The sequence below is a fragment of the Nocardiopsis baichengensis YIM 90130 genome (assembly GCF_000341205.1).
Classification (GTDB): Bacteria; Actinomycetota; Actinomycetes; order Streptosporangiales; family Streptosporangiaceae; genus Nocardiopsis_A; species Nocardiopsis_A halophila.
On the sequence record NZ_ANAS01000005.1, the window covers coordinates 331,617 to 352,415 of the forward strand.

The 20,799-nt window shown below is 75.4% G+C and carries 18 protein-coding genes; 12 read left to right on the plus strand and 6 right to left on the minus strand.

The window, feature by feature from the left end; translation table 11 throughout:
- Nucleotides 1-139 precede the first annotated feature (139 nt).
- The 4 genes from C892_RS0105080 to ispG all read left to right on the plus strand — a co-directional run bounded on the left by C892_RS0105080 (nucleotide 140) and on the right by ispG (nucleotide 5,797).
- On the plus strand, nucleotides 140-1,258 hold the full coding sequence (locus C892_RS0105080) for a family 2 encapsulin nanocompartment cargo protein polyprenyl transferase (protein ID WP_017556342.1): 1,119 nt from the start codon (nucleotides 140-142) through the stop codon (nucleotides 1,256-1,258).
- 92 nt (nucleotides 1,259-1,350) lie between these two features.
- A complete protein-coding gene (gene ispH / locus C892_RS0105085) occupies nucleotides 1,351-2,703 on the plus strand; it encodes a 4-hydroxy-3-methylbut-2-enyl diphosphate reductase (protein WP_017556343.1) in 1,353 nt (450 codons plus the stop codon).
- Complete coding sequence (locus C892_RS0105090) at nucleotides 2,700-4,637, plus strand: 1-deoxy-D-xylulose-5-phosphate synthase (protein WP_017556344.1); 1,938 nt, start codon at nucleotides 2,700-2,702, stop codon at nucleotides 4,635-4,637. The genes ispH and C892_RS0105090 overlap by 4 nt, the downstream gene beginning before the upstream one ends.
- Nucleotides 4,634-5,797 carry a flavodoxin-dependent (E)-4-hydroxy-3-methylbut-2-enyl-diphosphate synthase gene (gene ispG, locus C892_RS0105095; RefSeq protein ID WP_017556345.1) on the plus strand — a complete coding sequence of 388 codons (1,164 nt, stop codon included), beginning with the start codon at nucleotides 4,634-4,636 and terminating at the stop codon, nucleotides 5,795-5,797. The genes C892_RS0105090 and ispG overlap by 4 nt, the downstream gene beginning before the upstream one ends.
- 95 nt (nucleotides 5,798-5,892) lie before the next feature.
- Here ispG and C892_RS0105100 read toward each other — a convergent pair whose 3' ends face one another.
- Nucleotides 5,893-6,210 carry a DUF6221 family protein gene (locus C892_RS0105100; protein ID WP_017541257.1) on the minus strand — a complete coding sequence of 106 codons (318 nt, stop codon included), beginning with the start codon at nucleotides 6,208-6,210 and terminating at the stop codon, nucleotides 5,893-5,895.
- A gap of 162 nt (nucleotides 6,211-6,372) precedes the next feature.
- On the opposite strand from C892_RS0105100, the gene C892_RS0105105 reads away from it, so the two are divergent.
- Complete coding sequence (locus C892_RS0105105; protein WP_017556346.1) at nucleotides 6,373-7,113, plus strand: PhzF family protein; 741 nt, start codon at nucleotides 6,373-6,375, stop codon at nucleotides 7,111-7,113.
- A 222-nt stretch (nucleotides 7,114-7,335) separates the two neighbouring features.
- Here C892_RS0105105 and C892_RS0105110 read toward each other — a convergent pair whose 3' ends face one another.
- The 4 genes from C892_RS0105110 to C892_RS0105125 form a co-directional block, all read right to left on the minus strand.
- Nucleotides 7,336-8,751 carry a dihydrolipoamide acetyltransferase family protein gene (locus C892_RS0105110; RefSeq protein ID WP_017556347.1) on the minus strand — a complete coding sequence of 472 codons (1,416 nt, stop codon included), beginning with the start codon at nucleotides 8,749-8,751 and terminating at the stop codon, nucleotides 7,336-7,338.
- A gap of 22 nt (nucleotides 8,752-8,773) precedes the next feature.
- Complete coding sequence (locus C892_RS0105115) at nucleotides 8,774-9,754, minus strand: alpha-ketoacid dehydrogenase subunit beta (RefSeq protein ID WP_017541254.1); 981 nt, start codon at nucleotides 9,752-9,754, stop codon at nucleotides 8,774-8,776.
- Nucleotides 9,755-9,757: 3 nt separating this feature from the next.
- Entirely contained in the window at nucleotides 9,758-10,876 is a 1,119-nt protein-coding gene (gene pdhA, locus C892_RS0105120) for a pyruvate dehydrogenase (acetyl-transferring) E1 component subunit alpha (RefSeq protein WP_017556348.1), read from the minus strand.
- 466 nt (nucleotides 10,877-11,342) lie between these two features.
- Nucleotides 11,343-11,945: a sigma-70 family RNA polymerase sigma factor gene (locus C892_RS0105125; protein WP_017541252.1), complete on the minus strand. Its 603-nt coding sequence runs from the start codon at nucleotides 11,943-11,945 to the stop codon at nucleotides 11,343-11,345.
- Between the two features lie 277 nt (nucleotides 11,946-12,222).
- Here C892_RS0105125 and purS point away from each other — a divergent pair, with 277 nt between their 5' ends.
- The 6 genes from purS to C892_RS28600 all read left to right on the plus strand — a co-directional run bounded on the left by purS (nucleotide 12,223) and on the right by C892_RS28600 (nucleotide 17,471).
- A complete protein-coding gene (gene purS, locus C892_RS0105130; protein WP_017556350.1) occupies nucleotides 12,223-12,468 on the plus strand; it encodes a phosphoribosylformylglycinamidine synthase subunit PurS in 246 nt (81 codons plus the stop codon).
- A gap of 199 nt (nucleotides 12,469-12,667) precedes the next feature.
- The gene (locus tag C892_RS0105135; protein ID WP_017556351.1) at nucleotides 12,668-13,114 is read left to right on the plus strand and encodes an ATP-binding protein; all 447 of its coding nucleotides are present in this window, start codon (nucleotides 12,668-12,670) and stop codon (nucleotides 13,112-13,114) included.
- Between the two features lie 91 nt (nucleotides 13,115-13,205).
- Nucleotides 13,206-13,904 carry a phosphoribosylformylglycinamidine synthase subunit PurQ gene (purQ, locus tag C892_RS0105140; protein ID WP_026124139.1) on the plus strand — a complete coding sequence of 233 codons (699 nt, stop codon included), beginning with the start codon at nucleotides 13,206-13,208 and terminating at the stop codon, nucleotides 13,902-13,904.
- Between the two features lie 58 nt (nucleotides 13,905-13,962).
- Entirely contained in the window at nucleotides 13,963-14,436 is a 474-nt protein-coding gene (locus C892_RS0105145) for a hypothetical protein (protein ID WP_239647261.1), read from the plus strand.
- 149 nt (nucleotides 14,437-14,585) lie between these two features.
- Nucleotides 14,586-16,895: a phosphoribosylformylglycinamidine synthase subunit PurL gene (gene purL / locus C892_RS0105150; protein ID WP_017556354.1), complete on the plus strand. Its 2,310-nt coding sequence runs from the start codon at nucleotides 14,586-14,588 to the stop codon at nucleotides 16,893-16,895.
- Between the two features lie 252 nt (nucleotides 16,896-17,147).
- On the plus strand, nucleotides 17,148-17,471 hold the full coding sequence (locus C892_RS28600; RefSeq protein WP_394296666.1) for a hypothetical protein: 324 nt from the start codon (nucleotides 17,148-17,150) through the stop codon (nucleotides 17,469-17,471).
- Nucleotides 17,472-17,866: 395 nt separating this feature from the next.
- Here the strand turns inward: C892_RS28600 and C892_RS0105160 are convergent, their stop codons facing one another.
- Nucleotides 17,867-18,973, minus strand: coding sequence for a CPBP family intramembrane glutamic endopeptidase (locus tag C892_RS0105160; RefSeq protein WP_017556356.1), 1,107 nt, complete (start codon nucleotides 18,971-18,973; stop codon nucleotides 17,867-17,869).
- Nucleotides 18,974-19,383: 410 nt separating this feature from the next.
- Between C892_RS0105160 and C892_RS0105165 the strand changes: the two genes are divergently transcribed.
- Nucleotides 19,384-20,226 (plus strand): DUF5701 family protein, encoded by an 843-nt coding sequence (locus C892_RS0105165; RefSeq protein ID WP_239647263.1) that lies wholly within the window; start codon nucleotides 19,384-19,386, stop codon nucleotides 20,224-20,226.
- The last annotated feature ends 573 nt before the right edge of the window (nucleotides 20,227-20,799 follow it).

Below are 20,799 nucleotides of genomic sequence, written 5' to 3' on the forward strand. Positions count from 1 at the left end.
GACCCCTGACCGCACCGATTCCACGGACGCGCATGCAGAGCCCCGGCCCGCCGGCCGGTGGTCTCCTCCACCGCCCGCGCCGGCCGTTCACCGGTCCCGACCGGTCCGCCCGGCCGCGCCGACCCGTTTGGGAGGTTCCATGTCCCCCACAGAATCCGCCACCGAGTCCCCCGCCGCTTCCCTCGACCCCGCCGCCGCGGCGGATGCGGCGGCGCGGCGCGCCGCCGGCCCCGCCCGCGGCGCCGCCGACGTGCTCACCGACTCCCGCGACCTGGCCGGCCCGGCGCTGCGGGAGGCCGTGGAGGGCCTGCCCCCGGCGATGGGCCGGATCGCCGGGTACCACTTCGGCTGGTGCGACGAGGACGGCCGCCCCGTCGCCGACGGCGGCGGGAAGGCGCTGCGCCCGGCCCTGGTGCTGCTGTCCGCCGAGGCGGTCGGCGGCGACGCGCGGCGGGCGCTGCCGGCCGCGGTCGCCGTGGAGCTGGTGCACAACTTCTCGCTGCTGCACGACGACGTGATGGACGGCGACACCACCCGGCGGCACCGGCCCACGGCCTGGACCGTCTTCGGCGCGGGCCCGGCGGTGCTGGCCGGGGACGCGCTGCTCACCCTGGCCTTCGAGGTGCTCTCGCGGGGCGGCTCGCAGGTCGGGGCGCACCGCGCCGCCGAGGCCGGGCGGATGGTGGGCGCCGCGGTGCAGGACCTGATCGGCGGCCAGTCGGCCGACCTGTCCTTCGAGCGCCGCGGGGACGTCGGGCTGGAGGAGTGCCTGGCGATGGCGCGCGGCAAGACCGGTGCGCTGCTGGCCTGCTGCACCGCGCTCGGCGCCCTGTGGGCGGGCGCGGGGCCGGCCCGCGTCGGGGCGATGCGCGACTTCGGCGCGGACCTGGGTCTGTCCTTCCAGATCGCCGACGACCTGCTGGGGATCTGGGGCGACCCGGAGGCGACCGGCAAACCGGTCCACTCCGACCTGCGCAGCCGCAAGAAGACCCTGCCGGTGGTGGCGGCGGTGGCGTCCCGGACCGGAGCGGGGGACGAGCTGCACGCTCTGATGAGCGGGCAGGAGCGGCTCTCGGACGAGGAGGCGGAGCGCGCGGCGGCCCTCGTGGAGGAGGCGGGCGGCCGCACCTGGGCCGTCGAGCGCGCGGACGCCCTGCTGGAGAACGCCCTGGAGGCCCTGCGGACGGCGGTGCCGTACGGCCGCCACCGGGAGGAGCTGTCCTCCCTGGCCCGCCTGGCCGCCCACCGCGACGGCTGACCGCGGGGACCGCCCGTCCGTGCCGTGCGCCCCAGGTCGCCCCGCCCCGCAGAGGGCCGGGAACGCACTCCCCGAAGAAAGGCAGGCAAGCCATGACCGCAGCCCCTTCCGGCGGCGCCGAACCGGCGCTCCGCGACAACGGACCACCCGGTCCCCCCTGGCGCACGGCGGCGCTGGTCGCCGACGTCCTGGTCCCCGATGACGGACCGCCCGTCCCCTGCCCCGCGGCCGACCTGCTGGCCGGCTCCCTCACCCGCGCCGGGGTGCCCGTCCGGCGCGGCCCGGTCGCCCTGCCCGGAACCGGCGGCGGCGCGGGTGCCGTGCTCGCCACCGTTCTCGACGCTCCCGGGCCCGAGGGCGCACATGGGCGGGCGGGCACCGCGAGAGGAGCGGGGGCCTCCGGCACCGCTTCCGGCGTCGGGCTGGGGGTCGAGGTCGAGGGGCCCGACGGAGGCCCCGCCGCCGGGGAGGCCGTCCAGGCCGCCTTCTCCGCCTGGCAGGAGGTGGCCGGGGCGCCCCGCCAGGTGCTCCTGGCGGCCCCGCGCTCCTTCTGCGCGGGAGTGGAGCGCGCCGTCGAGATCGTCGAGCGCGCGCTCGAACAGCGCGGTTCCCCGGTCTACGTGCGCAAGCAGATCGTGCACAACACCCGCGTCGTCGCCGAACTGGAAGAGCGCGGTGCGGTCTTCGTGGACGAGCTCGACGCCGTCCCCGAAGGGGAGACCGTGGTCTTCTCCGCCCACGGCGTCTCGCCCGCGGTCCGTGACGACGCCGACCGCCGCGGCCTGTCCGTCATCGACGCGACCTGCCCGCTCGTCACCAAGGTGCACGCCGAGGCCCGGCGGTTCGCCTCGCGCGGGGACACCGTGCTGCTCATCGGGCACGGCGGGCACGAGGAGGTCGAGGGGACCCTGGGCGAGGCGCCCTCCCGCACCGTCCTGGTGCAGACCCCCGAGGAGGCCGCCCGCGTGGAGGTGCCCGACCCCGGCCGGGTCTCCTACCTCACCCAGACCACGCTCGCCGTGGACGAGACCGCGGAGATCGTGGACGCGCTGCGGGCCCGGTTCCCCGCGCTGCGCGGGCCCGCCTCCGACGACATCTGCTACGCCACCACCAACCGGCAGGACGCCCTGGCCGCCATCGCCGCCGAGTCCGACACGGTGCTCGTCGTCGGCTCGGACAACTCCTCGAACTCGGTGCGCCTGGTCGAGCTGGCCGAGCGGCACGGGACACCGGCGCACCTGATCGACGGCCCCGGCGACATCCGCCCCGAGTGGCTGGCGGGGGCGCGCGCCATCGGCCTGACCGCCGGCGCCTCGGCCCCGCCCGCCCTGGTGGACGCGGTGGTCGACGCCCTGCGGGGGCTGGGCCCGCTGTCGGTCGAGGAGTACGAGACCGCCCGCGAGACGGTGCACTTCACCCTGCCCGCCCCGGTGAGGCGCCGATGACGCGGGCACAGGGGACACCACGGCCGCAGGCCGCGGCGGGCGGCGGCGACGAGGGGACCGGGCCCCGCACGCCGCTGCTGGACCGCGTCGGCGGCCCCGCGGACCTGCGCGCCCTGCCCGCCGGACTGCTGCCCGACCTCGCCGGGCAGATCCGCGCCTTCCTCATCGACCGGGTCTGCCGGACCGGCGGCCACCTGGGGCCCAACCTCGGCGTGGTGGAGCTGACGCTGGCCCTGCACCGGGTCTTCGACGTCCGCGAGGGCGGGGACGTGCTGCTGTTCGACACCGGCCACCAGTCCTACGTGCACAAGCTGCTCACCGGACGGCGGGAGGGGTTCGACGGCCTGCGCTCGGAGGGCGGGCTCTCCGGCTACCCCAGCCGCGCCGAGTCGGCGGCCGACGTCATCGAGAACTCGCACGCCTCCACCGCCCTGTCCTACGCCGACGGGCTGGCCAAGGCGCTGGCCCTGCGCGGCGACCGGCGCCGCCGGGTGGTGGCGCTGGTCGGCGACGGCGCACTGACCGGCGGGATGAGCCTGGAGGCGCTGAACAACCTGGGCGCCGCCCCCGACCGCCCGGTCGTGGTGGTGCTCAACGACAACGGCCGCTCCTACGCCCGCACCTCGGGCGGCCTGGCCGCGCACCTGGAGCGGCTGCGCGGCGCCGCAGGGGACGGCGGGGACGGCAGGGAACGGGACGGGCGGGAGGCGCCGGGCGCCGGGGACGTGTTCTCCGCCCTCGGACTCGCCTACCTCGGCCCCGTCGACGGGCACGACACCGAGGCGCTGGAGGAGGCGCTGCGCCGGGCGTCCGCCCTGGGGCGGCCGGTGGTGGTGCACTGCGTCACCCGCAAGGGGCTCGGGTACCCGCCCGCCGAACGGGACCGCGCCGACCGCCTGCACACCGTCGGGGTGGTCGACCCGCGCACCGGGCGCTCCCGCTCCCCCTCGGGCCCGTCCTGGACCTCGGTGTTCGGCGAGGAGATCGCCGCGATCGGCGCCGAGCGCCCGGAGGTGGTCTGCGTGACCGCCGCCATGGCCGGCCCCACCGGGCTGGAGCCCTTCGCCCGCCGCTTCCCCGACCGGGTCTACGACGTGGGCATCGCCGAGCAGCACGCGGTGACCTCGGCCGCCGGGCTCGCCCTGGGCGGCGCCCGGCCGGTGGTGGCGCTGTACTCCACCTTCCTCGGGCGGGCCTTCGACCAGGTGCTGATGGACGTGGCCCTGCACCGGCTGCCGGTGGTGCTGGTGCTGGACCGCGCCGGGGTGACCGGCCCGGACGGGCCCAGCCACCACGGCATGTGGGACGCGGCGCTGCTCCCGGTGGTGCCGGGGATGCGGCTGGCCGCGCCCCGGGACTGCTCCTCGCTGCGGGAGCTGCTGCGCGAGGCCCTCGCCGAGGAGGGCGGCCCCGCCGCGCTGCGCTACCCCAAGGCGTCGGCCGGCCCGGACGTGCCCGCCCGCGCCCGGATCGGCCACTGCGACCTGCTGTGGGAGGACCCCGCCGCCGAGGTGCTGCTGCTCGGGACGGGGCCGATGGCGGGGGCCTGCCTGGAGGCCTCCCGCATGCTGGCCGCCCGCGGGGCGCCCGCCACCGCGGCCGACCCGCGGTGGATCGCCCCGCTGGACGACGCCCTGGTGGAGCTGGCCGCCGCGCACCCGCTCGTGGTGACCGCCGAGGACGCGACCGCCGCCAACTCCCTGGGCGCCCGGCTCGGCCAGGAGCTGGCCCGGCGCGGGTCGGCCACCCGGACGGTCACCCTGGCGCTGCCGCCGCGGTTCCTGCCGCACGGGCCGCGCGCGGGGATCCTCGACGAGCACGGACTCGACCCGGCGGGCATCGCCGCCGCCGTCCTCGACCACCTTCCGCACGGCGGGTCCCGGGCCGCAGCCCCCGGGCACTCGGGGGTCCGCCGGGAAAGGAGCCCGCGATGAGCCCGACCGAACTGGGCCTCCCCCGCCTGCCCTCCGACCCCGAGCCGTGGACGGGGCCCCGCGCCCCCGAGCGCCGCCCCACCCGACGGCTCGACGTCGGCGGCGTCCCGGTGGGCGGCGGCGCCCCGGTGTCGGTGCAGTCCATGACGACCACCGTCACCGCCGACGTCGACGCCACCCTGCAGCAGATCGCCGAGCTGACCGCGGCGGGATGCCAGATCGTGCGGGTGGCGGTGCCCACCGCCGACGACGCCGCGGCGCTGCCGGTCATCGCCGCCCGGTCGCAGATCCCGGTGGTCGCCGACATCCACTTCCAGCCCAAGTACGTGTTCGCGGCGATCGACGCCGGCTGCGCGGCGGTGCGGGTCAACCCGGGCAACATCAAGCGCTTCGACGACCGGGTCGGCGAGATCGCCGCCGCCGCGGGCGCGGCGGGCGTGCCCATCCGGATCGGCGTCAACGCCGGGTCGCTGGACGCGCGCCTGCTGGCGCGGCACGGCGGAGCGACCCCCGAGGCGATGGTGGAGTCGGCGCTGTGGGAGTGCTCGCTGTTCGAGGAGCACGGGTTCCGGGACCTCAAGATCTCGGTCAAGCACCACGACCCGGCGGTGATGGTGCCCGCCTACGAGCTGCTGTCCGAGCGCTGCGACTACCCGCTGCACCTGGGGGTGACCGAGGCGGGGCCGCCGCCGCAGGGCACGGTCAAGTCGGCGGCGGCGTTCGGGGCGCTGCTCAGCCGGGGGATCGGCGACACGGTCCGGGTGTCGCTGTCGGCGCCGCCGGTGGAGGAGGTCAAGGTCGGCATCCAGGTCCTGGAGGCGTTCGCGCTCCGGGAGCGCGGGCTGGAGATCGTCTCCTGCCCCTCCTGCGGGCGCGCCCAGGTGGACGTGCACACGCTGGCCCAGGAGGTGGCGGCCGCCTTCGACGGGTTCCCGGCGGCGCTGCGGGTGGCGGTGATGGGGTGCGTGGTCAACGGCCCCGGGGAGGCGCGGGAGGCCGACATCGGCGTGTCCTGCGGCAACGGCAAGGGGCAGATCTTCGTGAAGGGCGAGGTGGTCGCGACCGTGCCGGAGTCCAAGATCGTGGAGGCGCTCGTGGAGAAGGCCATGGAGATCGCCGAGCTGGAGGACGTGGAGGAGGGGGAGGCCGCGGGCGCCTGACCGGTTCCACGGCGGCGGAGCCCGGGGACCGGAGGGACGAACCGGGCGCGGCGGGAGAGCCGCGGTCCACAGGCTGTGGACCGCGGCCCTGCGCCTCACCGGTTCGGGACGCCCTGCTCCTGCGTCAGCCACGAACGGTCGAAGTCCGGGTGGCCCGAGTACGCCCAGGCCAGGTGCTCCAAGGCCTTCCGCCAGGCGTGGAGGGCGCCCCACGAGTCGTCGCTCGCGGGCTCGCCGCGGCCGCCGATCGCGTTCAGGCCCGCCCGGTAGGCGCGCACGTACTCCTGCACGATGCGCCGTTTGGCCGCCGCGTCCGCACGGGCGCGCCCGGGTCCGCCGGTGGCGGGGGAGGCTGCGTGCGCGGCCCTCTCGTCCTCGTCCAAGCGTGCGTTGAGGAACTCGACGATGGTCACGCGACCATGCTCCCTTCACCTGCGGCTGCGCCCTCACGCGTCGTCTTACCACCCGTGCGGGCACGGAGGGAGGCCCTCGGTGCGGCCGGACACGGACAGGGGTCACCGCCGCGGGCCGGGGGGCGGACCCGTCCGCCTCCGAGGCGGTGGTTGAATCCTCCTGTGCACGACGACACCGCCGCAACCCGGAGTACCGCAGGCCCGACCGTACGCGTCCTGCGCGTCTTCACCGGCCCCGACGGCGCCGGGGGCAACCCCCTGGGCGTCGTCCCCGACGGGGGCGCGCTCCCCGCCCGGGAGGAGCGCCAGGCGCTGGCCGCGCGGCTGGGCTTCAGCGAGACCGTGTTCGTCGACGACCCGGACACCGGGGCCGTCGACATCTACACCCCGGGCGTGCGCCTGCCCTTCGCCGGCCACCCGCTGGTGGGAACCGCCTGGCTGCTCCGCCGGTCCGGGCACCCCGTCGAGGCGCTGCGCCCCGAGGCGGGCACCGTGCCGGTGCGGGAGGACGCCGACGGGACCGTGTGGATCCGCGCCCGCCCGGAATGGGCCGCCGGGCGACGCACCGAGCGCCACCCCTCCCCCGATGCGCTGGAGGCCCTGCCCGGCCCGCCCGAGGGCGAGGGGTGGCTGTACGCCTGGGCGTGGGCCGACGAGGAGGCCGGGCTGGTCCGCGCGCGCGGCTTCCCCCGCCGGGGCGACGGCATCGTCGAGGACGAGGCCACCGGAGCCGCCGCCCTGGTCCTGGCCGGCGAGCTGGGGCGCCCCCTCGACATCCGGCAGGGCCGTGCGTCCCTCATCCGCACCCGCCCGGGCCCCGACGGCACCATCGACCTCGGAGGCGGTGTCGCCCTCGCGGAGGACGGCGGCCTCCCCGCCCCGGCGACGCACCGATCCGCCTGATCCCCCTGCCGTGCCGCCGCGGCGGCACGGGCGCGTCGACCGTGTCATCGCTCCGCTCAGCGGTGGGGTGCCCCGGCCGGGATCGGCATGTGCGCCCGCTCATCGTTGTCGGCCGAGGCGAGGGACAGGAGCGTGAAGCCGGGGAACCCGCCGATGCGACCGTACTCGGCGGCTCGGGCGGCGCCGTGCGCCTCCCGAGCCGCCGGAGTCCGGCTCAGGACCTCAGCCCCAGGCCAGGGCGACCTGTTCGGGGTCCTCCAGCATGGTGCCGATGTCGCGGAGGACCTTGGAGCCGAGTTCGCCGTCGACCAGGCGGTGGTCGAAGGACAGGGACAGCGTCGTCACCTTCCGCAGCTTCAGCTTCCCCTTGTGCGCCCAGGGCATGTCGCGGATCTGGCCGAAGGCCAGGATCGCCGCCTCGCCCGGGTTGAGGATGGGGGTGCCCGCGTCGACGCCGAAGACGCCGACGTTGGTGATGGTGATCGTCCCGCCGGTCATGTCCGCCGGGGACGTCTTGCCCGCCCGCGCCGCCTCGGTCAGCGCCTGCAGGTCCCGCGCCAGGTCCGGCAGCGGCTTGGCGTGGGCGTCCTTGATGTTGGGGACCACCAGGCCGCGCTCGGTCGCCGCCGCGATGCCCAGGTTCACGTACTTCTTGAGCACGATCTCCTGCGCCTGCTCGTCCCAGGAGGCGTTGACCTCGGGGTGCCGCCGGACCGCCGTGAGCAGTGCCCGCGCCACCATCAGCAGCGGCGAGACCTTGGTGTCGGCGAACTCGGGCCGCTCGCGCAGCCGCCGCACCGCCTTCATCGTCCTGGTGACGTCCACCTGCAGGAACTCGGTGACGTGCGGGGCGGTGAACGCGCTGCCCACCATCGCCGCGGCGGTGCGCTTGCGCACGCCCTTGACCGGGATCCGCTCCTCCAGCGCCGACCGGTCGACGGACAGTGCGGCGGAAGGCGCGGCGGAGGCCGGGGCCGCGGGGGCGGCGGCCGGCGCCTCCGAAGGCGCGGCGGGTGCGGCGGGTGCGGCGGGTGCCGCGCCCTCGGCGGCGCGGCGCACGTCGTCGCGGGTGACCAGGCCGCCCTCGCCGGTGGGATCGACCGCCCGCAGGTCCACGCCCAGGTCCTTGGCCAGCTTGCGCACGGGCGGCTTGGTGAGCACGGGGCCCTGCGCCTCATGGGCCTCCGCGGCGGGGGCCGCCGGCGCCTCGGGGGCGCTCCCGTTCGCCTGCGCGCCGCCGTTGGCCGCGGCCGCCGGGCGGCGGCGCGGGCGCCGCTTGGTGGAGGAGGCCTTTTCGCCGTAGCCGACGAGGGGCTTCTCCTTCTCCTCGGTGTCCCCGGCGGACCCGGCCCCGGCGGACTCCGCGGAGGCGGACGCCCCGCCGCCGCTGCCGTCGTCCACCCGGATGATCGGGCTTCCGACCTCGACCGTGGCCCCCGCCTCGGCCAGCACCTCGTGCACCGTGCCCGCGTACGGGCTGGGCAGCTCCACCGCGGCCTTGGCGGTCTCGATCTCGCAGATCATCTGGTTGACCTCGACCCGGTCGCCCGGCTGGACGTACCACTGCAGGATCTCGGCGTCGACCAGCCCCTCGCCGACATCGGGCAGCCGGAACTCCTGAATGCCACTCTGCGCCATGCTCTTCTCCGACTCCCTCGGCTCAGTACGCGAACGCCCGGTCGACCCCGTCCAGCACCCGGTCCAGGTCCGGCAGGTAGTGCTCCTCCAGCCGGGACTGCGGGTAGGGGGTGTCGAAGGCGGCGACCCGGATCACCGGGGACTCCAGGTGGTAGAAGCACTCCTCGGTGACGCGCGCGGCGATCTCGCCGCCCACGCCGTGGCTGAGCGGCGCCTCGTGCGTGATCACCAGGCGTCCGGTGCGGCGCACCGACTCGGTCACCGTGTCGTAGTCCACCGGCGCGATCGAGCGCAGGTCGATCACCTCGATGGAGCGCTCCTCGTCGGCCTCGGCCGCCTGCAGGGCGGTCTTGACCATGGGCCCGTAGGCCAGCAGGGTGGCGTCGGTGCCCGGGCGCGCGATGCGGGCGCGCCCCATCGGCTCCGCGCTCTCCAGCGCCGCGTCGGTGTCCACCTCGGCCTTCTCGTAGTAGCGCCGCTTGGGCTCCAGGAAGACGACCGGGTCCTCGCTGCGGATCGCCTGCTGGATCATCCAGTAGGCGTCCACCGCGTTGGCGACGGTGACCACCCGCAGCCCCGCGGTGTGCGCGAAGTAGGCCTCGGGCGACTCGCTGTGGTGCTCGACCGCGCCGATCCCGCCGCCGTAGGGGATGCGCAGCACGATCGGCACGCTGACCTTGCCGGCCGAGCGGCGGCGCAGCTTGGCCAGCTGGGTGAAGGTCTGGTTGGCCGCGGGGAAGAAGAACCCGTCGAACTGGATCTCGCACACCGGCCGGTAGCCGCGCAGCGCCAGGCCGATGGCGGTGCCGACGATGCCCGACTCGGCCAGCGGGGTGTCGATGACCCGGTCAGCGCCGAAGTCCTTGTGCAGCTGGTCGGTGACCCGGAACACGCCGCCCAGGCGGCCGACGTCCTCGCCCATGACCAGGACCTTGGGGTCGGCCTCCATGGCGCGGCGCAGCCCCGCGTTGATGGCCTTTCCGATGGTGAGGTTGGCGCTCATCGGTCAGCGACCCCCTTCGGCCCCGGCGTCCTCGAAGGACGCGAGGTAGTCGGCGAAGTCCGCCCGCTGGCGGTCGATGTGGACGTTGGGCTCGGCGTAGACCTCGTCGAAGATCTCCAGGGGGGCCGGGTCGGGCAGGGCGCGGCACTCGGCGCGGACCTGCTCGCCGATCCGGTCGGCCTCCTCGTCGACGCCCGCGAAGAACTCCTCGTCGGCCAGGCCCTGCTTCTCCAGGTAGGCCCGCAGACGCAGGATGGGGTCCTTGCGCTTCCACTCCTCCAGCTCGGCGGAGGCCCGGTAGCGGGTGGGGTCGTCGTTGGTGGTGTGCGCGCCCATCCGGTAGGTGAACGCCTCGATCAGGGTCGGGCCGTTGCCCTCGCGGGCGTTCTCCAGCGCGGCCCGGGTGACCGCCAGGGTCGCGAAGACGTCGTTGCCGTCGACCCGCACGCCGGGGAAGCCGAACCCGGAGGCGCGCTTGTAGATCGGCACCCGGGACTGGCGGTCCAGCGGCTCGGAGATGGCCCACTGGTTGTTCTGGCAGAAGAAGACGACCGGCGCGTTGTTCACCGCGGCGAAGTTGAACGCCTCGTTGGTGTCGCCCTGGCTGGTGGCGCCGTCGCCGAAGTAGGCGATGACCGCGTCGCCGCCCTCCTCGCCGAGCGCACCGTCGCGCTGGACGCCCATGGCGTAGCCGGTGGCGTGCAGCGCCTGGCTGCCGATGACGATCGTGTACAGCTGGAGGCCGTGCTCGGCGGGGTCCCACCCGCCGTTGGTGACGCCCCGGAACATGCCCAGCAGTTCCCTGGGGGCGACGCCGCGGCACCAGGCGACGCCGTGCTCGCGGTAGGAGGGGAAGGCCATGTCGCCATCGCGCAGGGCGCGGCCGGAGCCGATCTGGGCGGCCTCCTGGCCCAGCAGGGACGCCCACAGGCCCAGTTCGCCCTGGCGCTGCAGGGCGACCGCCTCGGTGTCCACACGGCGCACCAGGACCAGGTCGCGGTAGAGCGACCGGGCCTGTTCGCCGCCGATCTCCAGCGGGTAGTCGGGGTGCGTGTGCACCTCCCCGTCGGGGGTCAGGAGCTGGACGAGCTCCGGTTCGTCGTGCGCGGTGGTGTCCGACACCTGTCGCTCCTCGGGTACTCGGGGCCGACGCCGCGTGGGTGGACGCTGCCCGGCCGGTCCTCCGCCCGCTCACCCGGGGTAACGGGTCTGACGGGCGGCCCTGGTGCATATCGTGACAGACCTCACCATGCCCGGCGCAAGCCCCGGCGTCACCTTTTCGGCTGCGGGCCCATGATCCCCGACGCCGGAGAAAGCGCAACTACCAGGACTTCCTAGGATCCACAAGGCCGTCCGAAGAAAAATTCGGACCCCCGAGGACCCGCGGCGGGCACCCCCTGCACACACGCGCGGCCGGTCCCCGGGGAGTGGGGACCGGCCACGAACGCCGCAAATATGCCTACCGAGAGTGACCGTCCGGAGTGGCGACGGTCACCGGTGGTCACCTGAGGTGAGCGTCGCGGGAGGACGGATCGAGGAGGGCCGGAACCGGGGGGCGGACCGCGCCGCGGACGGCGGGCGGGACCGCTCAGGCGGCGGCGCCCGCCCCGCGCTCGCGGGCGTAGTGCCCCAGCTGCTCCCGGAGCTGCCGGCGTGCGCGGTGCAGCCGCGACATCACCGTGCCGAGCGGGGTGCCCATGCGCGCGGCGACCTCCTTGTACGGGAAGCCCTCGACATCGACCAGGTACACGACCAGGCGGAACTCCTCGGGGAGCGCGGCCAGCGCCGAGCGGATGTCGGAGTCGGGCATGTGGTCCAGCACCTCGGCCTCGGCGGACCGGGCCCCGGTGGAGGTGTGCGCCTCGGCGGCGGCCAGCTGCCAGTCCTTGATCTCGTCGGTGGAGTCCTGGCGCGGCTCGCGCTGCTTCTTGCGGTAGCCGTTGATGAAGGTGTTGGTCAGGATGCGGTACAGCCAGGCCCTCAGGTTGGTGCCGGCCCGGAACTGGTGGAAGTTGGCGAAGGCCTTGGCGAAGGTCTCCTGCACCAGGTCCTCGGCGTCGGCGGCGTTGCGGGTCATCCGCAGCGCCGTCGGGTAGAGCTGGTCCGCGTACGGGGTCACGGCCTCCGCGAAGTCGAGGCCCTTCTGCTCCTCGGCGTGCGGGGCGGTGCGCTCCATCTCGATGGTCGTCAAAACTCCCCCTTAGGACGACCGGTGGTCGGTACCGATCGGTACCGAACTGTTAGACGCGCAGACTAGCGCCGAATGATGACCGCTGCCCGGGTGATGCCCGTCACGGATCACCTCTCTTCCCGCGGTTGCGGGCGAGGCGGCCGCGATCCTTTGCCTTCGCAGGCCCGGCCCGTGCCGCCCCGCTCCCTTCCGCCGTCCCGCTACCTGTGCGACGCCGCAGGTACCGTACGCTTTCCCTGCTCCCTCGACTCCACTCCCAGACCATGCCGGAGGAACTGTGGCCCGCGTCATCGTCGACGTCATGCTCAAGCCCGAGATCCTGGACCCGCAGGGGCAGGCGATCGTGGGGGCCTGCGGCCGCCTCGGCTTCTCCGGCGTCGAGCAGGTCCGCCAGGGCAAGCGCTTCGAGGTGGAGATCGACGGCGAGGCCGACGCGGCCCGCCTGGAGGAGGTCCGCCGGCTCGCCGAGACCCTGCTCGCCAACCCGGTGATCGAGGACTTCGAGCTGCGCGTGGCCGAATAGCGCCGAACGGTCCACGGGGCCGCCGGGGGAGGCGCCGTCCCCGCGACGGGAGCGCGCCCCCGGTGCGGAGGGGCACGTCCCCGCACGCGCCGGTGCCCGATTCCGCGCCGCTCGCCCCCGAAGTACCCGTTTCATCGCCCCGGCCTCGGGAAGCGGAACCGGTAGCGCCACCGAAAGCGGGGACCGGGTGACTTCCACGATGGACGTCGACGTCTCGTTCGCCCTACCGACGCAGACCTCCTCCGTTCCGGTGATGCGCGAGTGCGTCGGCAAGGTGCTGCACTCCCTCGGGCTCGACGACGAACGCGTCTTCCGCCTGCTCACCGCCGCCTCGGAGGCGTGCGCCAACGCCGTGGAGCACAACGACGGGGCGCGGGAGTACCGGGTCGAGGTCAGCGCCGACGAACAGCGGTGCCGGATCGCCGTCAGCCACCGGGGCCGCGGCTTCTCCGTGCCGCCGCCCCGCCCGCCCGGCCCCGACGCCGAGTCCGGGCGCGGCCTGCCGCTGATGCGCGGACTGGTCTCCGAGGTCGAGGTCCGCACGCCGCCGCCGGGCCGCCCGGGGCGCACCACCGTGCTGCTCACCGAGGAGCTCCGGCCCGGGGGGCGGGACGCGCCCGGCCCCCGGCTACCGGTAACCTCGTGACCAGGTCCCGCCCGCCGCGCGGGCACCGGCCGGTCCGTCCGCCGCGCCGCGAGCCGCGGCACCACCACCGACGCATCATCGGAGAGTGCCCATGACAGCCCGTGTGGGCGTCGTCACGTTCCCCGGATCCCTCGACGACCGGGACGCCATGCGCGCCGTCCGGATCGCCGGCGCCGAGCCGGTCCCCCTCTGGCACGCCGAGGCCGACCTCAAGGGGGTGGACGCGGTGGTGCTGCCCGGCGGCTTCTCCTACGGCGACTACCTGCGCTGCGGCGCCATCGCCCGGTTCGCCCCGGTGATGGGCGAACTGGTGCCGGCCGCCCGCTCGGGCGCGCTGCCGGTGCTGGGGATCTGCAACGGCTTCCAGATCCTGTGCGAGAGCCGCCTGCTGCCCGGCGCGCTGGCCCGCAACCGGTCGCTGCACTTCGTCAACCGCCCGCAGCGGCTGCGGGTGGAGTCGGGCGCGACCGCCTGGACCGCCCGCTACACCCCGGGCGAGGAGATCACGGTGGTGCTCAAGAGCGGCGAGGGCCGCTACACCGCCGACGCCGCCACCCTGGACGCCCTGGAGGCCTCCGGCCGGGTGGTGGTGCGCTACAGCGGCGGGGCCCCCAACGGCTCCGACCGCGACATCGCCGGGGTCGCCAACGAGCACGGCAACGTGGTGGGTCTGATGCCCCACCCCGAGCACGCCGTCGAGGCCCTGACCGGGCCCTCCGAGGACGGGCTGGGGTTCTTCACCTCCGTCCTGGCGCACCTGGCCGGATCCGTGCCGGTCGGCGCGGATTGAGCCGACCGAGCGGACCGATACGCGAAACCGGAGGCGGTGCACCCCGATGATGGCGCTGATGCGGTCCCGCCGGACCATGGCCGTGGTGGTGGGGTTGGTCGTCCTCGCGATGGTGGCCACCGGCGCGGCCGGGCTGTTCAACGCGCTCAGCACGCCGTCTCCGCAGGAGCAGGAGCCGCCGCGCGACGCCCCGCCGGTGTCCGCCCTGGGCACCTCGCCCTCCTCGGTCGGCTTCGTCGACCTGGGGCAGGAGTGCCAGGCCGCCTCGCCGGACCGTCCGGGCGAGTGCTACCGGACCGTGGGCCTGGAGGCCGCCGGGGACGGGGACCTCGAGGCCGAGGAGGCCCTGGAGGACGTGCGCGGACACCTGATGGACCAGGGGTGGGAGCCGCTCCTCCCGAAGGGCGCCGACCCCGACGAGGAGGTCCCCGCCGGCGAGTTCGTCCTCTCCGACGGCTCGGTGATGGCCCTGGCCAGCACGGCCTCCCAGGACTCCTCGACACCGGCGGCGGTGGTGCTCGCCCACTACTGAGCCCGCCCGCCGAGCACGCCCCCGCCCCGGCCCGCCGCCCCCGGGCCCCGGCGGCCCCGCGCGGCGCCCCGCCGCGCACCCGCACGACCACCGCGCGCGCCGACCGCGGCGCACCACGAACCGCAGCGCACCGAACGGAAGATCTCCGCATGTCCCACACCCGCGCCATGGACACCGTGGCCCACGCCGAGACCACGCCGGACACCCCCCAGCCCTACGCCGAACTGGGCATGGCCGACGACGAGTACGCGCGCGTCCGGCGGATCCTGGGCCGCCGCCCGACAGCGGCCGAGCTGGCGATCTACTCGGTCATGTGGAGCGAGCACTGCTCCTACAAGAGCTCCAAGGTGCACCTGAAGAGGTTCGGGGAGACGGCCCCCGAGTCCGACGCGCTCCTGGTCGGCATGGGCGAGAACGCGGGCGTGGTGGACGTGGGCGAGGGCCGCGCGGTCACCTTCAAGATCGAGTCGCACAACCACCCGTCCTACGTCGAGCCGCACCAGGGCGCGGCCACCGGCGTCGGCGGGATCGTGCGCGACATCCTCACCATGGGCGCGCGCCCCATCGCGGTGATGGACGCGCTGCGCTTCGGCCCGGCCGACGCCCCCGACACCCGCCGGGTGCTGCCCGGGGTGGTCTCGGGCATCTCCTTCTACGGCAACTGCCTGGGGCTGCCCAACATCGGCGGCGAGCTGGGCTTCGGCGCGGGCTACGCGGCCAACCCGCTGGTCAACGCGCTGTGCGTGGGCGTGATGCGGCACGAGGACATCAAGCTCGCCCAGGCCCCCGGCCCGGGCAACAAGGTGGTGCTCTTCGGCGCCACCACCGGCCCCGACGGCATCGGCGGCGCGTCGGTGCTGGCCAGCGCCACCTTCGACGACCAGAGCCAGGCCAAGCGGCCCAGTGTCCAGGTCGGCGACCCGTTCCTGGAGAAGCTGCTCATCGAGTGCAGCCTGGAGCTGTTCGCCGAGGACCTGGTGGTGGGCATCCAGGACCTGGGCGCGGCCGGCGTCTCGTGCGCCACCACCGAACTGGCCGCGGGCGGCACCGGCGGGATGCGGATCGAACTGGACCGCGTTCCGCTGCGGGACTCCACGCTCACGCCGGAGGAGATCCTGATGAGCGAGTCCCAGGAGCGCATGATGGCGGTGGTGGAGCCCGCCAAGCTGGAGGCGTTCCTGGCCGCCTGCGCCAAGTGGAACATCGAGGCCGCGGTGATCGGCGAGGTGACCGAGGTGTCGCCGGAGGAGGCCGAGCGCGGCGGGCGGCTGCGGATGACCTGGCACGGCGAGACCATCGTCGACCTCCCGCCGCGGACCGCCGCCGACGAGGGGCCGGTCTACGAGCGCCCCTACGCACGCCCCGCCGAGCAGGACGCGCTGCAGGCCGACACCCCCGACCGGCTGGACCGGCCCAAGGACGCCGCGGCGCTGCGCGAGCAGCTGCTGTCGGTGCTGGCGGCGCCGGGGGTGTGCGACCCGACGTGGGTCACCCAGCAGTACGACTCCTATGTGATGGGCAACACGGTGCTGGGCGCCCCGGCCGACGGCGGCATGGTCCGCATCGCCGAGGACTCCGACCGGGGCATCGCGCTGGCCACCGACGGCAACGGCCGCTTCACCCGGCTCGACCCCTACACCGGCACCCGCGCCGCCTACGCCGAGGCCTACCGGAACGTGGCCGCCACCGGCGCGCGGCCGATCGCGGTGACCAACTGCCTGAACTTCGGCTCGCCGGAGGACCCGGGGGTGATGTGGCAGTTCGCCGAGTCCACCCGCGGGCTGGCCGAGGCCTGCCGGGACATGGGCACCCCGGTCACCGGCGGCAACGTCAGCTTCTACAACCAGACCGGCCACAGCGCCATCGACCCCACCCCGGTGATCGGCGTGCTGGGCGTGATCGGCGACGTGCACGACCGGCTCACCTCGGCGTTCCGCGCCGCCGACGACGGCGCGGCGCTGTACCTGCTCGGCGAGACCCGCGCGGAGCTGGGCGGTTCGGCCTGGGCCGGGACGGTCCACGGCCACCTGGGCGGGCTGCCGCCGCGGGTGGACCTGGAGGCCGAGCGGGCGCTGGGCGAGGTGCTGGCCTCGGCCGCCGAGTACGGGGTGGCGGCGGCCGCGCACGACCTGTCCGACGGCGGGCTGGCGGTGGCGCTGGCCGAGTCGGCGCTGCGCGGCGGTGCCGGGTGCTCGGTCCGCCTGGAGGGCGGCGTCGAGGACGCCTTCACCATGCTGTTCAGCGAGTCCACGGCCCGCGCGGTGGTGGCGGTGCGCCCGGACGCCGAGGACGCCTTCCGCGAGCTGTGCTCCCGGAACGGGGTCCCCGCCGCGGCGATCGGCACGGTCGGCGGGACCGCGGTGGCGGTCGCCTACGAGGGCGGCGGCTTCGAGATCCCCGTCGACGAGCTGCGCCGGGCGCACACCGCCACGCTCCCCGGGATCTTCGACGCCGAGTAGGGCGCGTCCGGCGGACCGGCCCAGCCCCGCCGCGCGGCGGGTCCCTCGCACAGCGCCGCCGGAGGGAGCGGAGGCGGGGAGCGGGCACGGTCGAGGCGCCGACCGCGGCACCCCGCGGACTCTCCGGTACCGAAGGCCCCTCGGCGGCCCGCCGCCCCAGGCGTAGCCTGAAGACGGGACCGGGTCCGCTGCCCGGCGGCGAAGGGCTCGGACTCCCCCTCCGGGCGCGGCCGGGGATCTCTTCGGAGGTGGATGATGACGGACGCGGGCATGGCGCACGGCGGAGCGGGCGGTTCGGGCGGGCTGCGCCGGGGAGCCGCGGGACGGGGGCACCGCGGCGGCCGCGGCAGGCGCGGCCGCCTCAAGGGCGCCCTGGGCAGCCACGACCGCCCGGCCAGCGCCCTGGCCTTCCGCCTGATCCTGGCCTGGTTCGGCGCTGCGGTCCTGCTCTCGGCCACGGTGCTGGCGGTGGTGTGGGCCCACCACACGCTGCTGGCGGTGGTCTTCGCGGCCGGGTTCCTGGGCGCCTGCCTGAACATCTACTGGGTGCGCCAGCGCCTGCGCCACGAACGCTGAGGCGGCGCCGGGGTCCCGCCCCGTCGACGGCGGCGGAGACCGGATGAGCACCCCGCCTCCGCGAACGGGCCCTTGGATCACCCGCACCGCGCCACCTGCGGGACTGCCGCCGCCCCGCTCCCGGATCCGCTGCGCGTCCTGAGCCCGGCGCCGCGGTCGGAGGAGGGCTTCGAACGGGCCGTTCGGGCCACGCGCACCCACCGGCCGGGCCTGTCCCGCCCAGCCGAGGGGACCTGTCGGCGGCCCTCCGGAGGTGCCGCGCCGCATGCCGGGCGCGATGCGCTCCACTGCGGCATCCGGCAGCGGGCCGACCGTCGCCGCCCGCACCGCCGGCCCCCCGTCGTCGCAGCGGGGCGTCCCGGCCGGTGTCCGTCCGGCCGGGCACCGGCCCCGGGTCACGACCGGGTGCGAACGCCCATCCGCTTGGCCAGGAAGAAGACCACGGCCAGGTAGAGGACCAGCTCCACCCCCGGGCCGAGCATGATCTCCCAGGAGACCGCCCCCTGGTCCAGCGGGGAGGCGGCCTCGCCCGCCGAGGCGGCCAGCAGGAACCCGCCGACGTTGTGCACCACGTGCAGGCCGATCGCCGCCTCCAGGCCGCCCGTGCGGATGGTCACCCAGGCCAGGCAGAGCCCGAAGAGGAGGACCCAGACCATCCCCCAGTCCCGGTAGCCGTGCAGGGACATGAAGATCACCGAGCTGACCAGCGCCCCCGGCCACGGGGTGCGCATGAAGGCGCCGAAGGCCTGCATCAGCCAGCCGCGGAAGACGTACTCCTCGGCGGCCGCCTGGAAGGGGATGAGCAGCACGATCGCCACGGCCGGCGGCAGGAAGGCCGCCCAGCCGGCCCAGCCGCCGAACTCCCCCAGGCCCTGTCCGGACAGCAGGTCATAGGTGAGCGCGACCCCCCAGCCCACCAGCATGGCGCCCACGGCGACACCGGCGCACACGCCCATCCAGCGCCACCGCAGCCGGCCGGCCACCGAGGAGACCGAGCCCACCGGGCGCCGCTGGGCGAACCGCACGGCGAACAGCACCGGCGGCAGGGCCAGCGCCAGCCCGAGCGCGGTGGCCACGAGGGTGGCGACGGGCATCTCGCTGAAGAGCGCCTCGGGGTCGGTCATGTCGACGCCGGCGAACGCCGCCGCCACGACGAGGACCATGCTCAGCCCCACCACCGTCACCAGGCCGGAGCCGAAGATGAGCAGCGTCCCCACGACCGGCCGCCACCACCGGTTCCGCGCGGTGCGGGCCAGCAGGTGGTAGGGCTCGCCCTCGGGCACCGGGTCGACCTTCGGCGGCGGCGGGGCCGCCACCGGGGGCGCACCCCAGGGGTAGCCGCCGGGGGCGGCCTGCTCCGGGGGCGGAGGTACGGGCGGCGGAACGGCCCCACCGGAGGGGGCCTGGCCGCCCGGGGGCGCGTACCAGGGGCCGTCCGGGGCGGCGGCGCCTCCGTCGGAGTCCCCGTGCCGGTCGGGGCCCCGCTCCGTCGGCTCGTTCATGTCTCCGTCCTCCCTCTCCTGTCCGCGGCCTCAAGCATCCCGCCGGACGGGGGCCGACGGCCAGACACCACTGTCACCGGCGCTCGGTGACGGACCGGTGTGCGGCGGCGATGACATCCGTCATCCCGCCTCAGGCCCGGGTCCGGGCCCGGGATCCGGCCTGTCCCGCGTGGAGGACGCGGTCGCGCCGCCCCTGGCACCGCGGCTTCGCCCTCGACGGTGCGCCGGGCGGAAACGGACACCCACGGCCATATGAGTGGACGGTTCGACGCTGTCCTCGGTCGTCCGTTACGCGAAACGGGCTGAATCCCCGCCACTTCGAAAAATCCCTCCCTCGGGAACAAGACGGGCCCGCCCCGCGTTAGGTTCCTCGTACGCTGTACGACCAAGAAGGGACGCCCCCCGTGCCCGTGACGCGCACACCCCGGACCGCCGACACCGCGTACGACGAGAGGAGGGCCCACACACCCGCCGCCACGACCATCCCCGACGCCCCGACTACCGGGGAGAACGCGCCTCCCCGCACCACCGGCGCCGCCCGCGCCGCCTCAGAGGAGTTCGACCGCCAGGTCCGCGTCCTGGTCGACAAGGGTTACCCCGGGCTCTGCGGCACGGACGCGGAGGGCTTCGCCGCGTTCGTGGAGCCCCTGCGCGCGCACGCCCTCGCGCACGCGCCGTCCGGGGCCCACGGCGCGACCGAGTCCGGCGAGGCCACCGAGCCACCCGCCCATGGCCGGGCGCCGTTCCTGCTGGTGATCACGCGGGAGGCCGTCCCGATCGAGGAGACGATGCCGCTGACCAGGCTCATCCGCGGGACCCGGCCGGGCTTCGTCGACCACACCTTCGAGGAGGGCGCACTGGCCCGGTTCACGACCGTCCCCGAGTCGGCACCGCCACCCGTAACGCCGACCGGGCCGGGAGAGCCCGGCACCGCACCCCGGGCCTACCTGCTCCTCGGCGCCGACCGGGGCGAGGAGTTCTGCGGGGCGGTTCCCAACGACGCCTTGGAAGAGATCCGCCGCCGAGGACGGTCGCCGCTCACCATCGAGGAAGGCATCGCGTTCGTGACGCTCTTCCCGGAGGCGCTGGAGAAGAACAAGTGCTTCTCTCTGGCCGGATCGCGCTGCGGCGACCGGCGCGTCCCGGCCGTGTGGATCGGTAAGCGCTCCCCCAAACTGGGCTGGTGCTGGGAGGGCAACCCGCACACCTGGCTGGGCATGGCCTCCGCCGAATCCCGCACCGGAGCCCTGTGACCGCCCGGCGGGCGGACCTCCTCCCCTCCAGGCCCGCCCGCCGAACTTCCCCGTGGCGACAGGCGTCCCACTCTTGCCTGCCTCCCGAGCGGCGGGGCCCCTGCGGTACAGATATCGGGCAGCGACGCAGAGGCGGCGGGCCCACCGGCAGCGCTGCCGACCACCGGGCACACGAACAGCCAGGACCAGCAGGCGACGACGGAGCGGCTGGCCCTCGCTCATGCTCGATTGCCGGGCGGCGGGTCACCGCCGGTCGGGGCGGGGGCGACGAAGGGGGCAGGCAGTACCCCGCTCACGCCTGCTTGCCGGCCACCGGGTCTGTGCCGGTCAGGGCGGGAGGGGCGGCGACGACGGAGCCGGGCGGTTCCCTGTCCCTGTCGGTCGACTGTCGGACCCCTCGCGGTCCAGGCCAGAGGCGGCGACGGAGCAGCAGGTACCCCGCTCGCGCCCGCTTGCCGGGCGGCGGGCCGCCGCCGGTCGGGGCGGGAGGAGCGGCCAACGCATCGATAGTGGTGGTATCACCACCCGATGTGCAGTTGAGTGGTGATTTCGCCACTATCGATACACCCGCCC